At 72.8% G+C, this 15124-nt stretch carries 16 protein-coding genes; 10 read left to right on the forward strand and 6 right to left on the reverse strand.

The features are described 5' to 3' along the window. Nucleotide 1 precedes the first annotated feature (1 nt). Entirely contained in the window at nucleotides 2–319 is a 318-nt protein-coding gene (locus B086_RS39485) for a DNA methyltransferase (protein ID WP_018565922.1), read from the reverse strand. 554 nt (nucleotides 320–873) lie between these two features. Continuing rightward, nucleotides 874–2094, reverse strand: coding sequence for a DegT/DnrJ/EryC1/StrS family aminotransferase (locus B086_RS0108170; protein WP_018565923.1), 1221 nt, complete (start codon nucleotides 2092–2094; stop codon nucleotides 874–876). A gap of 823 nt (nucleotides 2095–2917) precedes the next feature. Between B086_RS0108170 and B086_RS0108175 the strand changes: the two genes are divergently transcribed. From B086_RS0108175 to B086_RS39495, 3 genes are all read left to right on the forward strand, one after another. Further along, the gene (locus tag B086_RS0108175; protein WP_018565924.1) at nucleotides 2918–3409 is read left to right on the forward strand and encodes a hypothetical protein; all 492 of its coding nucleotides are present in this window, start codon (nucleotides 2918–2920) and stop codon (nucleotides 3407–3409) included. A 148-nt stretch (nucleotides 3410–3557) separates the two neighbouring features. Then, complete coding sequence (locus B086_RS39490; protein WP_234029274.1) at nucleotides 3558–4064, forward strand: hypothetical protein; 507 nt, start codon at nucleotides 3558–3560, stop codon at nucleotides 4062–4064. Between the two features lies 1 nt (nucleotide 4065). After that, entirely contained in the window at nucleotides 4066–5244 is a 1179-nt protein-coding gene (locus tag B086_RS39495) for an MAB_1171c family putative transporter (RefSeq protein WP_018565926.1), read from the forward strand. Nucleotides 5245–5388: 144 nt separating this feature from the next. Here B086_RS39495 and B086_RS0108190 read toward each other — a convergent pair whose 3' ends face one another. After that, nucleotides 5389–5748: an STAS domain-containing protein gene (locus B086_RS0108190; protein ID WP_063725558.1), complete on the reverse strand. Its 360-nt coding sequence runs from the start codon at nucleotides 5746–5748 to the stop codon at nucleotides 5389–5391. A gap of 233 nt (nucleotides 5749–5981) precedes the next feature. Between B086_RS0108190 and B086_RS0108195 the strand changes: the two genes are divergently transcribed. The 4 genes from B086_RS0108195 (at nucleotide 5982) to B086_RS0108210 (ending at nucleotide 9875) form a co-directional block, all read left to right on the forward strand. Next, nucleotides 5982–7574: a PP2C family protein-serine/threonine phosphatase gene (locus B086_RS0108195; RefSeq protein ID WP_234029275.1), complete on the forward strand. Its 1593-nt coding sequence runs from the start codon at nucleotides 5982–5984 to the stop codon at nucleotides 7572–7574. Continuing rightward, nucleotides 7571–8680, forward strand: a complete 1110-nt coding sequence (locus B086_RS0108200; protein WP_018565929.1) for a cobalamin B12-binding domain-containing protein — start codon at nucleotides 7571–7573, stop codon at nucleotides 8678–8680. Before B086_RS0108195 ends, B086_RS0108200 begins: the two co-directional genes overlap by 4 nt. A gap of 22 nt (nucleotides 8681–8702) precedes the next feature. Continuing rightward, on the forward strand, nucleotides 8703–9098 hold the full coding sequence (locus tag B086_RS39500) for an STAS domain-containing protein (RefSeq protein ID WP_018565930.1): 396 nt from the start codon (nucleotides 8703–8705) through the stop codon (nucleotides 9096–9098). A gap of 279 nt (nucleotides 9099–9377) precedes the next feature. Beyond that, on the forward strand, nucleotides 9378–9875 hold the full coding sequence (locus B086_RS0108210) for a MarR family winged helix-turn-helix transcriptional regulator (RefSeq protein ID WP_026252221.1): 498 nt from the start codon (nucleotides 9378–9380) through the stop codon (nucleotides 9873–9875). Between the two features lie 175 nt (nucleotides 9876–10050). On the opposite strand, the gene B086_RS0108215 is transcribed toward B086_RS0108210, so the two are convergent. After that, the gene (locus B086_RS0108215; protein WP_018565932.1) at nucleotides 10051–11217 is read right to left on the reverse strand and encodes a PP2C family protein-serine/threonine phosphatase; all 1167 of its coding nucleotides are present in this window, start codon (nucleotides 11215–11217) and stop codon (nucleotides 10051–10053) included. Between the two features lie 300 nt (nucleotides 11218–11517). Further along, nucleotides 11518–11781, reverse strand: a complete 264-nt coding sequence (locus B086_RS0108220; RefSeq protein WP_018565933.1) for a GlsB/YeaQ/YmgE family stress response membrane protein — start codon at nucleotides 11779–11781, stop codon at nucleotides 11518–11520. A 396-nt stretch (nucleotides 11782–12177) separates the two neighbouring features. Here B086_RS0108220 and B086_RS0108225 point away from each other — a divergent pair, with 396 nt between their 5' ends. The 3 genes from B086_RS0108225 to B086_RS0108235 all read left to right on the forward strand — a co-directional run bounded on the left by B086_RS0108225 (nucleotide 12178) and on the right by B086_RS0108235 (nucleotide 14080). Continuing rightward, nucleotides 12178–12414: a hypothetical protein gene (locus tag B086_RS0108225; RefSeq protein WP_026252222.1), complete on the forward strand. Its 237-nt coding sequence runs from the start codon at nucleotides 12178–12180 to the stop codon at nucleotides 12412–12414. 316 nt (nucleotides 12415–12730) lie between these two features. Next, entirely contained in the window at nucleotides 12731–13465 is a 735-nt protein-coding gene (locus tag B086_RS0108230) for an SDR family oxidoreductase (protein WP_018565935.1), read from the forward strand. Between the two features lie 255 nt (nucleotides 13466–13720). Continuing rightward, nucleotides 13721–14080 (forward strand): hypothetical protein, encoded by a 360-nt coding sequence (locus B086_RS0108235; protein ID WP_158690372.1) that lies wholly within the window; start codon nucleotides 13721–13723, stop codon nucleotides 14078–14080. Between the two features lie 45 nt (nucleotides 14081–14125). Here the strand turns inward: B086_RS0108235 and B086_RS0108240 are convergent, their stop codons facing one another. Further along, complete coding sequence (locus B086_RS0108240; RefSeq protein WP_018565937.1) at nucleotides 14126–14950, reverse strand: SAM-dependent methyltransferase; 825 nt, start codon at nucleotides 14948–14950, stop codon at nucleotides 14126–14128. Nucleotides 14951–15124: the final 174 nt, after the last annotated feature.

Raw genomic sequence — 15124 nt, forward strand, 5'->3', positions numbered from 1 at the left:
ATCACTTCCGGAAGGTGTCGATGCGCTGCTTCGCGATGCTGATCGCCGCTGCCGAGATGTCGTTGCAGGACCACCTGCGGCGGGACTTCTCGGCCGCCAGAGCGGTGGAGCCGATCCCCGCGAAGGGGTCCACGACGTGCTCGCCCTCCTCGGTGAGCAGGCGGATGAAGTAGAGCGGGGCGGCGACCGGGAAGCGGTCCAGGCCGGCGCGGGACCGGCGCTCCCCGGCAGCCTCCGGACAGGGCTGGTCCGCCCAGGAGTCGCCCAGTGCGAGGAGGTTGCCGAACGGGTGGGTCAGCCGGCTCTGGAAGCCGCGCACCCGGCGGGTGTCGGCCGGCGCGTCCGGCGACCGGGAGAGCCAGAACCAGGCCGAAGGCGGGGCTGGTCGGGTCCTGCGACGACGGTTCACAGGGCCCGGTGAACCAGGGGGAGGTGACCACCAGACGCACACTCCGCTCGGGCAGCGCACGGAGGAAGTCCGTGGCGTCGCCGTGGAAGAGCGTCCCCTGAGCGGTCGACGCCACGGGGCGCGCCGGGGACTCGGCCTCGGTGCGGAGACTCATCGCCGAACCTCTCTCTCGTCAGGACGGGGTACGGGCTCGTCAGGACGGGGCACGGGCTCGTCAGGACGGGGCACGGGCCGGGGTACGGGCCGCGGTACGGGCCCGCCGCCTTCGGCCGGGCCGCACGAGCCGGACGGGGCCGGGGCCGGCCGGACCGGACCGGAGGAACCAGCGGGGCCGGAGGGACCAGAGGGGTCGGAAGGACCAGCGGGGCTGGGGGTCCGGACGGTCCGGCCGTATCCGGACGGCCCGCCCCGGGTCCCGCCGTCCGGACCGGACGGCCCAGGACCGTCGGCCTCGGCCGGAGCCGTCACGATGCGGCTCTCGCCTTCTCCAGCGCCGCGACGATCTCGCCCATCCGCTCGGGCTCCGCGAGGAACATCCGGTGCGGCAGGACCACCGCGTTCTCCCCGGCCGCCTCCGCCACCGGCAACCGGAACCGCGCCGGATCCAGCTCGCGCCGCCGGTCGCCGGTGGCCCACACCGAAGCCAGCGGCTGGTACAGGTCGTTGCGGTTCAGCGCCGAGTCGATCGGTTCCACGTGCACACCCAGCTCCCGGGACAGGGCCGCGGCCACGGTGTGCTTGGCGGCCGGACCGAACACGTCCGGGTCCAGCCGGACGCAGACCTGGTAGGCGGCGTCCTCGGTGACCGCCTCCGGCCGGGAGAGCGGTGCCGCCCCGTCGAAGCCGGCGAGCAGTTCCTCCAGCCGCCGCATCGACAGACGGCGACGGGCGTTCTCCTCGGCCAGCCTGCCCAGACCGTCCAGCGCCACGGCCGCGCCGAACTCGCTCATGCAGTAGTTGTAGCCCTGCACGCCAGGGTGTTCGGCCAGTTGCAGCTCGCCGACGGGCGCGTCCGGCCGGGGCTCGCGGCCGTCCGCCCGCTTGCGGTAGAGCAGTTCGTGGACGGCCGGATCGGACGTGGTGGCCACCCCGCCCTCGCCACCGGTGAGCAGCTTGGTCTGCTGGAGACTGAAGGCCGCCGCGTCGCCCAGCGACCCGAGCCGCCGGTCCCGCCAGGCGGCGCCGTGGACGTGCGAGCAGTCCTCCAGCACAGCGAGACCGTGGCGGCGCGCCAGCTCGGTGAGCGCGTCCATGTCGACGGCGGAACCGTGCAGATGGACCGCCATCACGGCCCGGGTGCGCGGGGTGATCGCCGCCGCCGCTGCCTCCACCGACAGGCACAGCGTCCGCGGGGAGATGTCCACCAGGACCGGTACGGCTCCCACCCGGAGCACCGCCGAGGCACACGCCACCCAGGTCAGGCCCGGTACCAGCACCTCGTCACCGGCCCGCACCCCCAGCGCCTCCAGCGCGACGGTCAGCGCCGCCGACCCGTTGCACACGGGCACCGCGTACGGGACGCCGATGAACCGGGCGAAGGCGTCGGCGAACTCCTGCTCGTACGACGGCCGGCCGGTGAACGCGCCGCTGACCGCCCAGCGGCCGGACCGCACCACGTCGAGCAGCCGCCGTTCGGTGTCGGGAGTGTGCACCGGCCAGGCCGGCCATGGCTGTGCGTCGGTCATCAAGAACCTCCGATGGGGTCCTCCGGCCGTACGGCCGGGGAACGTGCCGGGGATCGGGGTGACGCCGGGAGGAACGCCGGAACACCGGGCCGGGCCGCCGGGTGCCGTCCGCGGGGCGATGGGACGGACCCGCGGCGGGCGCGGGCCCGAGGGACGCGCCCGGGGCGGAACACATGCGCCCGGAGTGGAACACGTGCGCCCGGGGTGGAACACCTGGGGGATCCGGCCGGGAGGGCCGGGGGACGGCCGGTCGGGGGCGTGCCGGAGGCGAGGGACGGGAAGCCGGTGGGAGACCGGGACGGATCGCGCGGGAGAGCGGCGGAACGGGGGACGGAGCGGGACGGGACCGGAGGGGACACGGGACGCGACCGTGGTGCGCCCGACCGGAGTCCGGCCGGTGCCGCCGACCGCGAGGAGTGGCCGGTGTGTCCGCTGTAGCGGTTGTCGAGTCCCGTAACCGTACGCCAGCGATTGGTGGGCATGTCAAGCCGAGCCCGGCGGATGACCGGTTCTCCGCGCATCCGGCCTCTCGGCGTCCGCTATGGCGTACGCCGGACGACCGGGCCCGGTACGCGTCCTGACCGGTGGAAGTCGTTCCGGTGGCCCGGTGCACGTCCGGCACCCGCCCGGCCCCCGGTGGCCGGGTTCGATCGCTCGCCCGCGAAGTGGCCAAGTTCCGCTGGCAGTTGCCTGTTGTCAGCCGACACGGACGGCTGTTTGACTGGACCAGGGCGCCCGGCCCGGCGTTCCGGGCCCGGACCCCTTCGGCCGCCCGGACCGCCCGACACACCCGGGCCGCCGAAGACTCGGACAGGGGTGCTGGATGAGCAGCGAGCACGACACGGCGAGACCGGCGCCGGACCGGCCGGTGCCCGGCGGGTTCGGCGAACGGCTGGTCCGGCTGATCACCGTCTGCTACGCCGGTGAGCGCAAGCGCCCCGGCTACGCGCGGCTGGCCCGGGAGATCTCCGAGAAGACCGGCCGGGCCATCTCCGGCACCTACCTCTGGGAGCTCGCCACCGGGCGCAAGCGCAATGTGACGCTCGATCAGGTCAGCGTGCTGGCGGACTACTTCGGCGTACCGGCCGGCTACTTCGTGGACGACGAGGTGGCCGCCCGCGTCGACACACAGCTCCAGCTCGCCGCCGCCCTGCGGGACACCCGGGTGCGCAACCTCGCGCTGCGCGCCGACGGACTGTCACCCGCCACCCTGGACGCCCTGCTGACCATGGTCAACGAGGCACGGAAAGTGCAGAACCTCCCGGTCGACGACTCCGCCGGGCCACCCCCGGAGCAGGGAGGTCCCGGGGCGTAGCCCACCATCACACACCCCCCCGGGCCCCGCGGCGGCCCGTGGCCGCACTCCGCGCCCGACGGCCCTCCGCCCGGCCCGTCGCCGCCCTCGCCGGGCTCCGTCACGCGCGCGTTCCCCGCCGCCCCGGCCCCGCCTCGCAGGAGAGCAGATGTCCATGTGCGACACCCGATTACGCCGCCGCCGGTGCGAGGCCGCCATGGCCGGACTCCGGCTGCCCCGGCCCTTCTCCGTGCCGGAGCTCTGTGAGCAGGTCGCCGAGCGGCGCGGCCGGCCCCTGCACCTCCACCCGCTCCCGGCCGCCGCGGCGGCGGCGGGTACCTGCGGGCTGTGGCTCGGCACCGAGGCCGCCGACCACATCTTCTACGAGCAGCGCACCGGACGGCTCCACCAGGAACACATCGTGCTCCACGAACTGGCCCACATCCTCCTGGACCACCACCGCATCGTCCCCGGCGGAGCGGCCGCCGAGCGGCTGCTGCCCGACCTGGACCGGCGACTCGTCCGCCGGCTGATGCCCCGCGCCGACTACTCCACCCCGCAGGAGCGCGAGGCCGAGACCCTCGCCACCATGCTCCGGCTCGACGGCGAGGCCCCCGCCCGCCGCCCGGACGAGGTGCTGGACCGGCTGCGGGAAGCCACCGGAATGTGGCCCTGACATGAGGGCGCACCTGCCCGTCTGGCTCCTCTGGTACCAGCCGCTGACCACCGGATTCCTGGTCGCCGCGGTCCTCTCCAGCCTGCCGGGCGCCGTCCGCCGCCCCCGCCAGCGCCTGCTGTGGGGCGGCGTGGCCCTGGCCGCCGTCGCCATGGTGCTCGACCTGCCGCTCGTCCGGCACACCTCCGGCCCGTACGGCGCGCCCTGGGCCCTGCCCCTGGTCAGGAACGCCGCCGGAGTCCTCTCGGCCGGTGCCGTTCTGCTCTTCGTGGCGCGGGCGGCGGACAAGCCCCGGCTGCGCGCCGCGGTACGGGCCGGCGCCCCGATCGCCCTCGCGGTGCTGTCGGCACTGGTGCTCGCCGAACGCTCCCGCGGGCCCACGCTGGTGGACGGCGTGCTCCGGGTCACCCACTCGGCGCTCTACTGGCTGGTCCTGGGCGGCATCCACCTCGCGGCCAACGCCGCCTGCGCGACGCTCTGCCTCCGCCACGGCCGCCGGACGGCCGACCGGGGACTCGGCCTGAGCCTCGGACTCTTCGGCGCCGGAGCGGTCTGCGCGGGCATCTACTGGGCCGGGCGCCTCGCCGCGGTCCTGACCCCCGCGTCGCTGCCCGGCGAAGGCGCGGCGCTGCGGCTGGTCATCGGGCTGCACGCGGTGCTGCGCGGTGCCGCACTGCTCGTCCCCCTGCTCGGCGCGGCCCGCCGGGCCGCCGCCGACGCCCGTGCCCTGTGGCGGTTGTGGCCGCTCTGGCACGAACTGGTCCGGGCATCGCCCCAGGTGGTGCTCGACCGCTACCCCTCCCGCTGCGCCGAACTGCTGGCCCCGCCCTCCCACTGGCGCTTCCTCGCCTACCGCAAGGTGATCGAGACCCGGGACGCGGTGCTGGTGCTCCGGGACCGCGCCGGACCGGCCGCCCTCGACTGCCCGCAGCGCCGACCGGCCGACCCGCCCGACAGCGACGAGGCCGACCGGCCCGCCTGCCTGCTCGGCGGAGGCTGCGCCCAGCAACCCCGCTTCGCCCCACCCGCCGCGCCCCGCACCGGCCCGGCGGGCGACGGCGCGACGGCCGTGACCGCCGAGGTCGCCTTCCTGCTCCACGCCGCTCACCACTGCCCGGCCCTCCGCCTGTTCCGGTCCGGCGCCGCACCCGGGAAGGACGACGGCCGACGCACCGTCTGAGACCGAGTCGCGTCAGTTCGGCGGGCCGGACACCCCGGACACCCCGGACACCGAGGCCGTCACCGGCACCCGAACCGTGCCGCGCGGGTATGGGGGAGGGGACCACTGGGAACCGGCCGGGCCGACGCCGCCGGACCGCGTGGCTCAGGGGCGAGACTCCGCCCGCTGGACAGCCAGGTCCATGGTCGCGGCGAGCGGCAGGTAGTCCGCGGTGCCGGTGACCTTGAACAGGCGTGTCACGTTCGGATGGAAGGGGCCCGCCACAGCCAGCAGCCGCCCCTCGGCCGCGTATCTCTGGTGGGCTTCCAGGAGCAGGTTGAGGAGACTTGAGTCGGCGAACTCGGTCTCCGACAGGTCCACCACCGTCACCGCGACATTCGCCCGCCACGCCTGAGCCATGGCCTCATGGAGCTCGTTGACCGTGTCGACGTCGATCTCTCCGGAGGCTGCCACCACGAACGCCCGCTCGGTTGCCCTGACTGTGACCAGCTGTTCGTCGCTCATGCTCTGCACTCTGCCAGCACCTCCGTCCTGGCTCCAAGGCAGCCCCGGAGTGAAGCCGGTCCCGGGGAATGCGACGGACGCTCGTGGGTACCCACCCGGGCGCAGGGGCGGGTTGCCCGGATGCCAGGATTGCGGAATAGTTGTCGTCCGGCAAGTGATGCACACGCGTGATGTGAGGTGAAGGGCCACGTGGAGGGCCCTGTTCCATGACTGCTCTCCCGGAGAGTACCGGTATGAACACCGTCGGCGCGGTGAGTCCGGCAACTGCCCCTTACCCGGTGGTGGTCGTGGATCGCGCGGGGCGGGTCGTGGAGCTCAACGACGCCGCCTCAGCCCTGTTTCCCGCCACGCGCGTCCATGAGCCGCTGTCCTCGCCGCCCTGGCTCGCCTCCGCACAGCACGCCGCGGAACCCGGCGACGTCGGCGGCGAGGTGGGCGACCGCTACTTCTCGGCGCAGAGGACCAGCCTCGCCGACGGCGGGACGGCGTGGTGGCTGGTGGACGAGACCGCCCACCGGGCGGTGGCGGCGGAACTCGCCACGGAGCGGGAGCGCACCCGCTTCCTGGCGGAAGCCTCCAGCGCGCTGCTGGCTTCGCTGAACCTGGACCGGTGCATGGAGGTCACCGCGAGACTGGCCGCCGCACATCTGGCCGACGCCGCACTCGTCATCGCCCCGAGCAGAGCGCGCAAGCTGCCGGTGGTCGTCTGCGACCAGCAGGGGCGCCTCACCCAGGTCACCGTGTCCAGCAAACCCGAGGACGTACCGGGACTCGCCGAGGCGCTGCGCGGTTTCCCGCCGGTGCCCTCACGCTGGATAGATCCCGCCACCGCCCCGGACTGGCTCATCCCTGAGGGCCTCGCTCCAGTCGGGTCACTGGCCATCACCCCCCTTCCCGGACACGGAGTACCGGCGGGTGCGCTGATCCTGCTGCGCCGGGCGGAGGAGGCCGCCTTCACCGAGTCGGAGGAGGCGTTCGCCGGGCTGTTCGCCGCCCGTGCGGGTGCGGCGATGTCGGCCGCGCGGCTGTACGCGGAGCAGAACGCCGTCGCGGACACCCTCGTACGCGCTCTCCTCCCGCCCACACCGCGGCACGTGGAGGGCGTTGAATTCGCCGGAGGTTACCGGGCCAGCGTGGACACCGACCGGATCGGCGGTGACTTCTACGACGTCCACCCGCCCGGCGAGGAGTGCCCCGAGACCCTCGCCGTCCTGGGAGACGTGGCGGGCAAGGGCCTGGAGGCCGCCGTCCTCACGGGCAAGATCCGCAACACGCTGCACGCCCTGCTGCCGATGGCCGACGACCACGCGCGGATGCTGCGGCGGCTCAACAACGCCATGCGCGGCAGCGAACGGGTGCGCTTCGCCACACTCGTGCTCGCCTCCGTACGCCGCGAGGACCGCGACGTGCTGTTGCGGCTGACGTCGGCAGGCCACCCCGCGCCGCTGATCGTGCGACGGGACGGCCGGGTGGAGGAAGCCGACACCGGGGGCACTCTGATCGGAGCCATGCCGACGATCAGCTCCCGCACCGCCCATGTACGGCTCGCCCCGGGCGAGACCTGCCTGCTGTACACCGACGGTGTCACCGAGGCCAGGGGAGGGCCTCTCGGCGGCACCATGTTCGGTGAACAGCGCCTGAAGCGAGCCCTGGCCGAATGCGCCGGCATCCCCGCCGCAGCGGTCGTCGAGCGTGTCCAGATGCTCGCCGACGAGTGGATCGGGGACGGGCGCCACGACGACATCGCCGTCCTGGCCATCACCGCACCCCGCGGAGCGCACCTCAGCGCCGTGGACGGAACGACGCGAGGCAGGTACACCACATGACGACCACCTCCCGCCCCGGCCGCGACGGGGAGAGCGTCCGCCACCGCGTCGGAGCCCGCCTCGCCTCCCCCGACCGTGACGAGCGGGCCGTGGAATGGACGGACAAGCTCTGGACGGCCGTCCGGGCGGCGGACGAGTACTCGGCCGTCGATGTGATCCACAACTGCCTGGAGGCCGGGCTGGCGGCGGAGACGGTTCTGCTGGACGTCATCGGCGCCGTCCAGCACAAGGTGGGCACCGAATGGGCCGCCAACCGGATGAGCGTCGCCGACGAGCACGCCGCCACCGCCATCAACGACCGCGTCATCGCCGCCCTGCCCATGCCGCGCCCGGCCACCCCGCGCGGCACGCTGACCGTCGCCTGCGTGGACAAGGAGTGGCACGCGCTCCCCGCGCGTCTGCTCGCCGAGACGCTGCGCCTGCGCGGCTGGCAGGTCAGCTACCTCGGGGCCCAGGTGCCCACCGCGCACCTGGTCAGCCAGATCCACCGCAGCGGGGCGACCGCCGTGTGCCTGTCGGCCGCCCTGCCCACCCGCCTGCCCCTGGCACACGCGGCGATCACCGCCGTGCAGGCCGTCGGCACGCCGGTCATGGTCGGCGGTCTCGCCTTCGGCACCGACGGCCGCCGCGCCCACCGCCTCGGCGCCGACGCCTGGGCGCCCGAAGCCCGAACCGCCGCCGACCGGCTCGCTGCCGGACCCCTGACCGGGCCCCGGCCGCCGCACCAGGCCGTCGACGACCTGCCGCACCTGGCGGACCAGGAATACACCATGGTCACCCGCTCCGCGCGCAGCCTCGTACGTGAGACCCTCCACCGCCTGGAACAGCGGTTCCCCGCGATGCGCGACTACGACGACGAGCAACGCGAACGCACGGCCGAGGACCTCGCCCACATCGTCGACTTCCTGGCCGCCGCCCTCTATGTGGACGACGCCGACATCTTCACCGGCTTCCTTGCCTGGACCGCCGACGTGCTCACCGCCCGCGGTGTCCCGGCCCGCTCCCTGCTGCCGGGCCTCGAACTGCTCACCGAACAACTCCACGACTTTCCTCGCGCCCGCGGCCTCCTCGGCACCGCGCGCGCCGAGCTGGCCGCCCACTGCTGACCCCGGACGTTGGAATCGACCCGTGCCCACCACCCCTGACGCAGCTTTCCTCCGGATCCTGCCCTCCACCGCCCCGGACACACTGTGCCTGGCTCTCGTCGGCGACCTGGACCACGAGACCGGAGACGACGTACTCGACGAGATCCGGGAAGCCCTGCGCGGCTGTGACGGCGTACGCGGACTGCGGCTGGACTGCCGGGAGGTGGCCACGGCCGACTCCGCCGGCCTGGCCGTCCTGTTGCAGCTCCACCGCGACGCCCACGAGGCCGGCCTCGGCTTCCAACTGGACCGGACGGGTCCGCGACTGGAGCGTCTCCTTCGGATCACGGGCACCTACGAGTACCTCACGGGCGCTTCCCCGGCCCACCTGCCCGCCGACCCGGAACCGGCGATCGAGACAGGGGACTCGGGCACCTAGCGGCTCGCGCGGGACCACGGGCACCGGTCTTTGTGGTCACCACGCCGGACAGCCGGACGAGCGCGTGAAGTGCCCGGCCGGGGCGCGCAGTCACCGGTGGGACGGTGCCCGTGGGAGGATATGGTTCACCTGTGCTCCGGATGTTGCGGCCACGAGTGTGCGGCTGTCAGGCTGCGGGAGCAGAGGGCGGGACGCAACACCAGACCCTGGAAGCGGGGCGAGTCCAGCCGGTTCGACCCGTGAGACGGGGATGACCATCCCAACGGAGTGCTCCACGCCATGAACCCACAAGCCACCTCCCCCTCGCCTCCGTCCAGGGAAGCGGCCGAAGCGGCCTGTGAGATCATCGAGCTCCTCGAAGTGCTGTGGGAGCGCGGCCGCGACGCCGTCCAGGTCACTCCGGTGTCTTCCTCGCAACTGCGGGTGCTCTACAGCCTTGAGCGGCAGGACGGCATCAACCTGCGCACGCTGGGCGAACTGCTCGGCTCCTCCGCGCCGTCCGTCAGCCGTCTGTGCGACCGGCTCCAGGCGCTCGGCTTCGTCGAGCGGACCCCGAGCCCCGTCAGCCGAAGAGAGCTGACGCTCCACCTGACCAAGCGGGGCGAGACGTATCTGCGCGAGCTCAGGGCACAGCGTGAAGAGGTGCTGCGATCCGTGATCGAGGCCATGCCCCGCTCGTCCCGGGTGGCCCTGCTCAAGGGACTGTCGGCCTTCCGTGACTCGGCGGAGGACATCGCGCCGGTCCGCCGCACCGACCGGACCGGCAGGACAGCCTGAGGCGCCGGGCGTGTCACCCCGGCTGAGACCGCCCGCCCGTGCGTCGCGGCCGACCCGCGGACCCTGCTCGGAGCGTCGGCCGCGGCGGTGGGCGCACGGGTCCGGATCCGGCGGTGGCCGCCCGGATCACCGGGCCCGACGCGTCACGCTCGCCGCCGCTCCGCGCATCCCGGGTTCAGGGCCGCCCGTTCCAGTCGAGGCAGACGACCAGCGCGTCGTCGTCCAGCGGCGTCTCTCCCCGGTAGGCCGCGAGTTCGCGCAGCACCGCTCCGGGCACCTGGGGCGGGGGAAGCAGCCGGGTGGCGGTCAGCGCCCGCGCGAGGGCCCGCTCTCCGTACTTCTCACCCGCGGAGGACGGGGTGTCGTACACACCGTCGCTGCCGATGAGAAGGCGGTCGCCGGGCCGTACCTGGAAGTACTCGCACTCGTAGGGCGTGTCCTCGAACATGCCGAGAGGCAACTGGGCGTCGAGCGACATGGCGTCCACATGATTGCCCCTCAGCCGCCAGAGCCGGGGGGACCCCGCATCCACGGCCTGGACCTCGCCGGTCGCGAGATCGAAGCGCAGCAGCAGGACCGACACGTGGGCCGTACCGTGATACTGCGCGTAAACGGCCTGGTCGGCGAGGCAGGCCTGATCGGCCAGGCCGAGTCCGGCACGCCGGGCGTTGCGCATGGCGTTGACGGCGAGGTTGGTCAGGAGAGCGGCCTGGATGCCCTCGCCCATGCCGTTGGTCACGGTCAGCGTGAGATGGTCGGCGGAGGCGGACCAGTCGAAGTTGTCCCCGAAGATCGAGTACGCGGGTTCGAGGTGGCCCCCGAGAGAGAACTCGGGCCGGGAGCAGGCCCGCCCCGGCAGCAGCTGCCACTGCATCTCGGCGGCCAGCGTGAGGCGCGCGGCCCGCCTGGCCAGCACGTACTGGTCGGTGTCGCGCTCCGCGACGAGGATCTCATGACCCAGGACGTCGCAGATGTGCTGCATCTCCGGGATCAGTGTCTGGACGAAGCGGTCCTCCGGCAGGGTGACGGACAGCACCCCCATGCGGTCACCCCGGATGGTCACCGGGAAGTGCACGGTCACCGCGTGCCCGTCGGGATCGGCGACGACGTGAGGTTCCTGGGCCCCGAAGGCCCGCCCCTGGGGGCTGTTGTGGATCAGGACCGGCTCCGTCGAGAACGGCACCGTCTCGACCGCCTGCAACGACCTCATGCTGTAGTCGGCCAGCCGCAACTCGACGCGTACGGCACCGTAGTGCTCCATGAGAGCCACCGTGACGATGTCGAGCAGGGCGTTCGGCATCGCCGCGCGCAGCGCATGCTCGACGGCGGTAAGTCTGTCCACGCCATCCCGCTTTCCCTGCGCATCGGGACCGGCTGTCCCAGGCAGTGACTGACCGATCCCCGCGGTCAGGCGTCATGGCCTGCCGTCGCCCGGCCCGTCCGATTCTACTTCCTGCCCTGGTCGTCTCCGGTCGGCGTGTGCCGGGCCGCCGGGCCGCCGGGGGCCGGGACGGCGTCGCGAGGCGGCCCGACCGGGTTGCGCAGCGGCCGACCGAACCCGCCGCGCCGCACCGGCCGTCGACCCGCGACACGAGGCAGGCGACGCCGGTGGGCGTCGCCTGCCTCGTCATCGCACCGGATGTCAGCGCGAGCGGCCTGTCACCAGGCGGTAGACCAGCAGCACGATCACGGAACCGACGATCGCGGCGATCCAGGTGGAGAGGCTGAAGAAGCCGTTGATCGAGTGGACGCCGAAGATGACCTTGCCCAGCCAGCCGCCGAGCAGTCCGCCCACGATGCCGATCAGGATCGTCACCAGGCAGCCGCCCGGGTCCTTGCCAGGGGTCAGTGCCTTGGCGATGGCGCCCGCGATGAGGCCGATCAGGATCCAGGCGATGATGCCCACGAGAGTGTTCCTTCCGTTCTGGTGTGGCGACGTCGAGAGCCCCCGGGGGCTCTCGGCATACTCCCTGATATCCCCTGCGAGGCGGGATATGCCGGGCTGAGGGGCGCGTGTCGAAACCTGAACAGGCCACACGCCCGCGGACTCCTTGCGCAGGCCGCGCGCTTCCACCGGCTCGCCGACCGCACAGCGGCCGGCACCTGCGTCCGGGCGACACCGCCGTGGCCCCGAAGGGCGCCCCCCGCTCGCCGCCCGACGGTGCCTGTGGGAGACCTGGTGCCGGTGGGAGATCTGGTGCCGGTGCTGTGAAGTGAGGACTGCCCGGTGGTTCCTCGGGCACCGGTTGAGCTGACACGAAGGGACCCGACCCGGGTCCGGCCTTCACACGAGGAGAGATGCATGAAGTCGTGGCGCAAGCGAATGACCTACGGGCTTGCTGCCGTTGCCGCCGCGGTCGCGATTCCGCTGACGGCTGGTTCCGCCTCCGCCGCCAGTTGGCACGACATCGCGGGTGGACCCGAGATGTACCCCGACATGGCGGCGTGCCAGGCGGACATCCCCGAGGCGAAGAAGCACTACCAGGACGCCACCTGCGTCGACAACAACGGGCGTATCTCCCTCTGGGTGCTCTACTGACTCCGTAGCCGCCCGCACTCCCCGGGCCGGCGCCTCCCGCAGGCGCCGTCGGCTCATGGCGGCCTCCGCGCCGGGCGCGGGGGCCGCCCGACAGGACCGGCCGCTGTACGGGCCGTGCAGGCGTACGCGGGTGACAGTCACCCGCCGCAGACCCACCGTGTGACCGGGTGCGCCGCACCCAGCCACAGCGTGTCCTGGTCGCCGTGTCGGTCGCTGCCCAGACTCGGGGAAGCGACCGACGGCGGATGTCTCCGTCGGCGACACACGGAGCGCGGCACTCGTGCAGGGCCGCCCCGTTCGGCCGGGAGGGAACAGCATGAGGCGGGGCAGCAAGACCGTGGCAGTCACCGGGGCGAGCAGCGGTATCGGAGACGCGACCGCGCGCCGTCTGGCGGCGGACGGGCACCGGGTGTTCCTCGGCGCGCGCCGTACCGACCGCCTGCGGCGGCTGGCGGCGCAGATCACGGAGGAGGGCGGCACCGCCGCCTTCCGCACCCTGGACGTGACCGACGCGTCCGCCACACAGGCGTTCGTCGACGCGGCGCTGGACGAGTACGGCCGGATCGACGTCGTCGTCAACAACGCCGGAGTGATGCCCCTGTCGCCGCTGGAGGCTCTCAGGACCGACGAGTGGGACCGCATGATCGACGTGAACGTACGCGGGGTGCTCCACGGCATCGCCGCCGCCCTGCCCGCGATGCGCTCCCAGGGCGGCGGCCACTTCGTGAACATCGCCTCCGTCGGAGCGTACGAGGTCTCGCCCACGGCGGCCGTCTACTGCGCCACCAAGTTCGCCGTCCGGGCGATCTCGGAGGGACTGCGCCAGGAGTCCGACGGCAGCATCCGGGTCACCCTGGTCTCGCCGGGCGTGACCGAGTCCGAACTCGCCGACGGCATCAGCGATCCGGAGGCGAGGGCCGCGATGAAGACCTACCGTGCCGTGGCACTGCCCGCCTCCGCCATCGCGGAGGCCATCGCCTACGCCGTCGGCCAGCCGCCCGGCACCGATGTGAACGAGATCGTCGTCCGGCCCGCCGCGAGCACCCAGTGATCCGTGGCGCGGGCCCCGTGACGCACGGCCCGACCCTGCCCCCTTCCTCGGCTCTCCGTCGCCTCACCGGGCATCTGTAGTATTGATGTCAACTTCGCGGCTTGGGGGCACCGGATTCATCTACGGGTACGAGTTCGCCGAACCCGGACTCCCCTGCGGCAGGTGCGAGGAATACCGGGTGGGCAAGACTCGCGAGTGGGAGAAGCGCCGCACTCCGTCAGCGGCACGGACGTCCCGCGCAGTCCGCTGATCATCGTGGATGACGACCAGTGGGTGTACGTCTGCTTCACCGCGGAAGACCTCGCCCACGACGTCGAGCCGGCCTTCGTCGACGACATCGTGGACGCCTTCGACGGGTCAGCGCGCCCGTTGCTGCTCACGTGCGCCGAGGACTCTGTCCACGTGGTCGTCGCCGACGGGACACCCCGTCTGCGACAACTGCAAGAGCACATGGACTCCTTCTTCCACGCGTGGACAACGAATGCTCCGCCGCCGCATACAGCGACGGCGGAGGAGTACGTCCGGAGCGTGCTTGAGGCATACGCCGCGAGGAACGAGTTGCGTCGCAAGAACAAGCGGCGTCGGAAGGCCGAGCAGGCGGACACACCCCGATAGGTGAAACGGCGGGGCTCCCCGGACCCGCACCGGCGGCTGTGGGGGTCAGGGGCGGATGGCCACGGCTGCGTAGCAGGACGCTTCGGCGTCGGTGACGGGTTCGTCGGCGCTGCTGTCGTCGGGGCGCCACCGGGGGGTGGGGACGATGCCGGGATCGACGAGGTTCCAGCCGTCGAAGAAGCGCGCGAACTCGTTGCGGTCGCGGGCTCGCGTGGGGGTTCCGGCGGCCGTGTAGACCTGGGTGAGACGGGAGGTCTCCTCGGGGGCGAACTCCGCCGTGAGATGGCTGACGGCCAGCGCGCTGCCGCTCGGCAGAGCGGATTTGAACACGTCGGTGATCTTGTGTGCGCCTTCGGGTACGAAGTGCAGCACGGCGTTCAGGCTGAGTGCGATCGGCTGGGAGAAGTCCAGGTGGTTGCGGGCGGCTTCGAGGATGGCCTCCGGCTGGGTCACGTCGGCCTGCACATAGGCCGTGACGCCCTCGGGGGCTCCTTTCAGCAGAGCTTCGGCATGGATGAGGACGATCGGGTCGTTGTCCGCGTACACCACCCGCGCCCGGGGGTCGATCTGCTGGGCGACCTCGTGGAGGTTGGGCGATGTGGGGATCCCGGTCCCGATGTCGATGAACTGCCGGATCCCCGACTCGGCCAGGTGACGGACCGAGCGCCGCATGAAGCCGCGGTTGGCGCGAGCGGCCGTCCGCGCGTACGGGAAGACCGCGAGCGCGCGCCCCGCGGCCTCCCGGTCAGCCGGGAAGTTGGTCGTCCCGCCCAGGAAGTAGTCGTACATCCGCGCCGAGTGCGGCACATGGAAGTCCAGGTTGACCTCCGGATCCCCGTCGGCGTCCTCATGGGCGGTTCCTGCGGCCATGCGCTCCCCCTGGGTCCTGGACTGCTCCGATCCCGCGACCGCGCGAGGGTCCGCACTCGCGTCCCGGGGCACGCCCAGGCGGATCGCGGGCCGGCTGGCGCGGCCTCAGTCACTATGCCCACCGCGTCAGACGGAATATCGCTCTCCGGTGCCGCACCGGCCGGAACGGCGACT

Origin of the sequence: Streptomyces sp. PsTaAH-124, from assembly GCF_000373685.1 — a bacterium.
Taxonomy (GTDB): Bacteria; Actinomycetota; Actinomycetes; order Streptomycetales; family Streptomycetaceae; genus Streptomyces; species Streptomyces andamanensis.

Bases quoted from the DNA above. Each gene is read 5' to 3' on its own strand.
- B086_RS39490 (WP_234029274.1), top strand. From the start codon at position 3,558: ATGTCCATGTGCGACACCCGATTACGCCGCCGCCGGTGCGAGGCCGCC.
- B086_RS39495 (WP_018565926.1), top strand. From the start codon at position 4,066: ATGAGGGCGCACCTGCCCGTCTGGCTCCTCTGGTACCAGCCGCTGACC.
- B086_RS0108240 (WP_018565937.1), bottom strand. From the start codon at position 14,950: ATGGCCGCAGGAACCGCCCATGAGGACGCCGACGGGGATCCGGAGGTC.
- B086_RS0108230 (WP_018565935.1), top strand. From the start codon at position 12,731: ATGAGGCGGGGCAGCAAGACCGTGGCAGTCACCGGGGCGAGCAGCGGT.
- B086_RS0108225 (WP_026252222.1), top strand. From the start codon at position 12,178: ATGAAGTCGTGGCGCAAGCGAATGACCTACGGGCTTGCTGCCGTTGCC.
- B086_RS0108195 (WP_234029275.1), top strand. From the start codon at position 5,982: ATGAACACCGTCGGCGCGGTGAGTCCGGCAACTGCCCCTTACCCGGTG.
- B086_RS0108175 (WP_018565924.1), top strand. From the start codon at position 2,918: ATGAGCAGCGAGCACGACACGGCGAGACCGGCGCCGGACCGGCCGGTG.
- B086_RS0108170 (WP_018565923.1), bottom strand. From the start codon at position 2,094: ATGACCGACGCACAGCCATGGCCGGCCTGGCCGGTGCACACTCCCGAC.
- B086_RS0108210 (WP_026252221.1), top strand. From the start codon at position 9,378: ATGAACCCACAAGCCACCTCCCCCTCGCCTCCGTCCAGGGAAGCGGCC.
- B086_RS0108200 (WP_018565929.1), top strand. From the start codon at position 7,571: ATGACGACCACCTCCCGCCCCGGCCGCGACGGGGAGAGCGTCCGCCAC.
- B086_RS0108190 (WP_063725558.1), bottom strand. From the start codon at position 5,748: ATGAGCGACGAACAGCTGGTCACAGTCAGGGCAACCGAGCGGGCGTTC.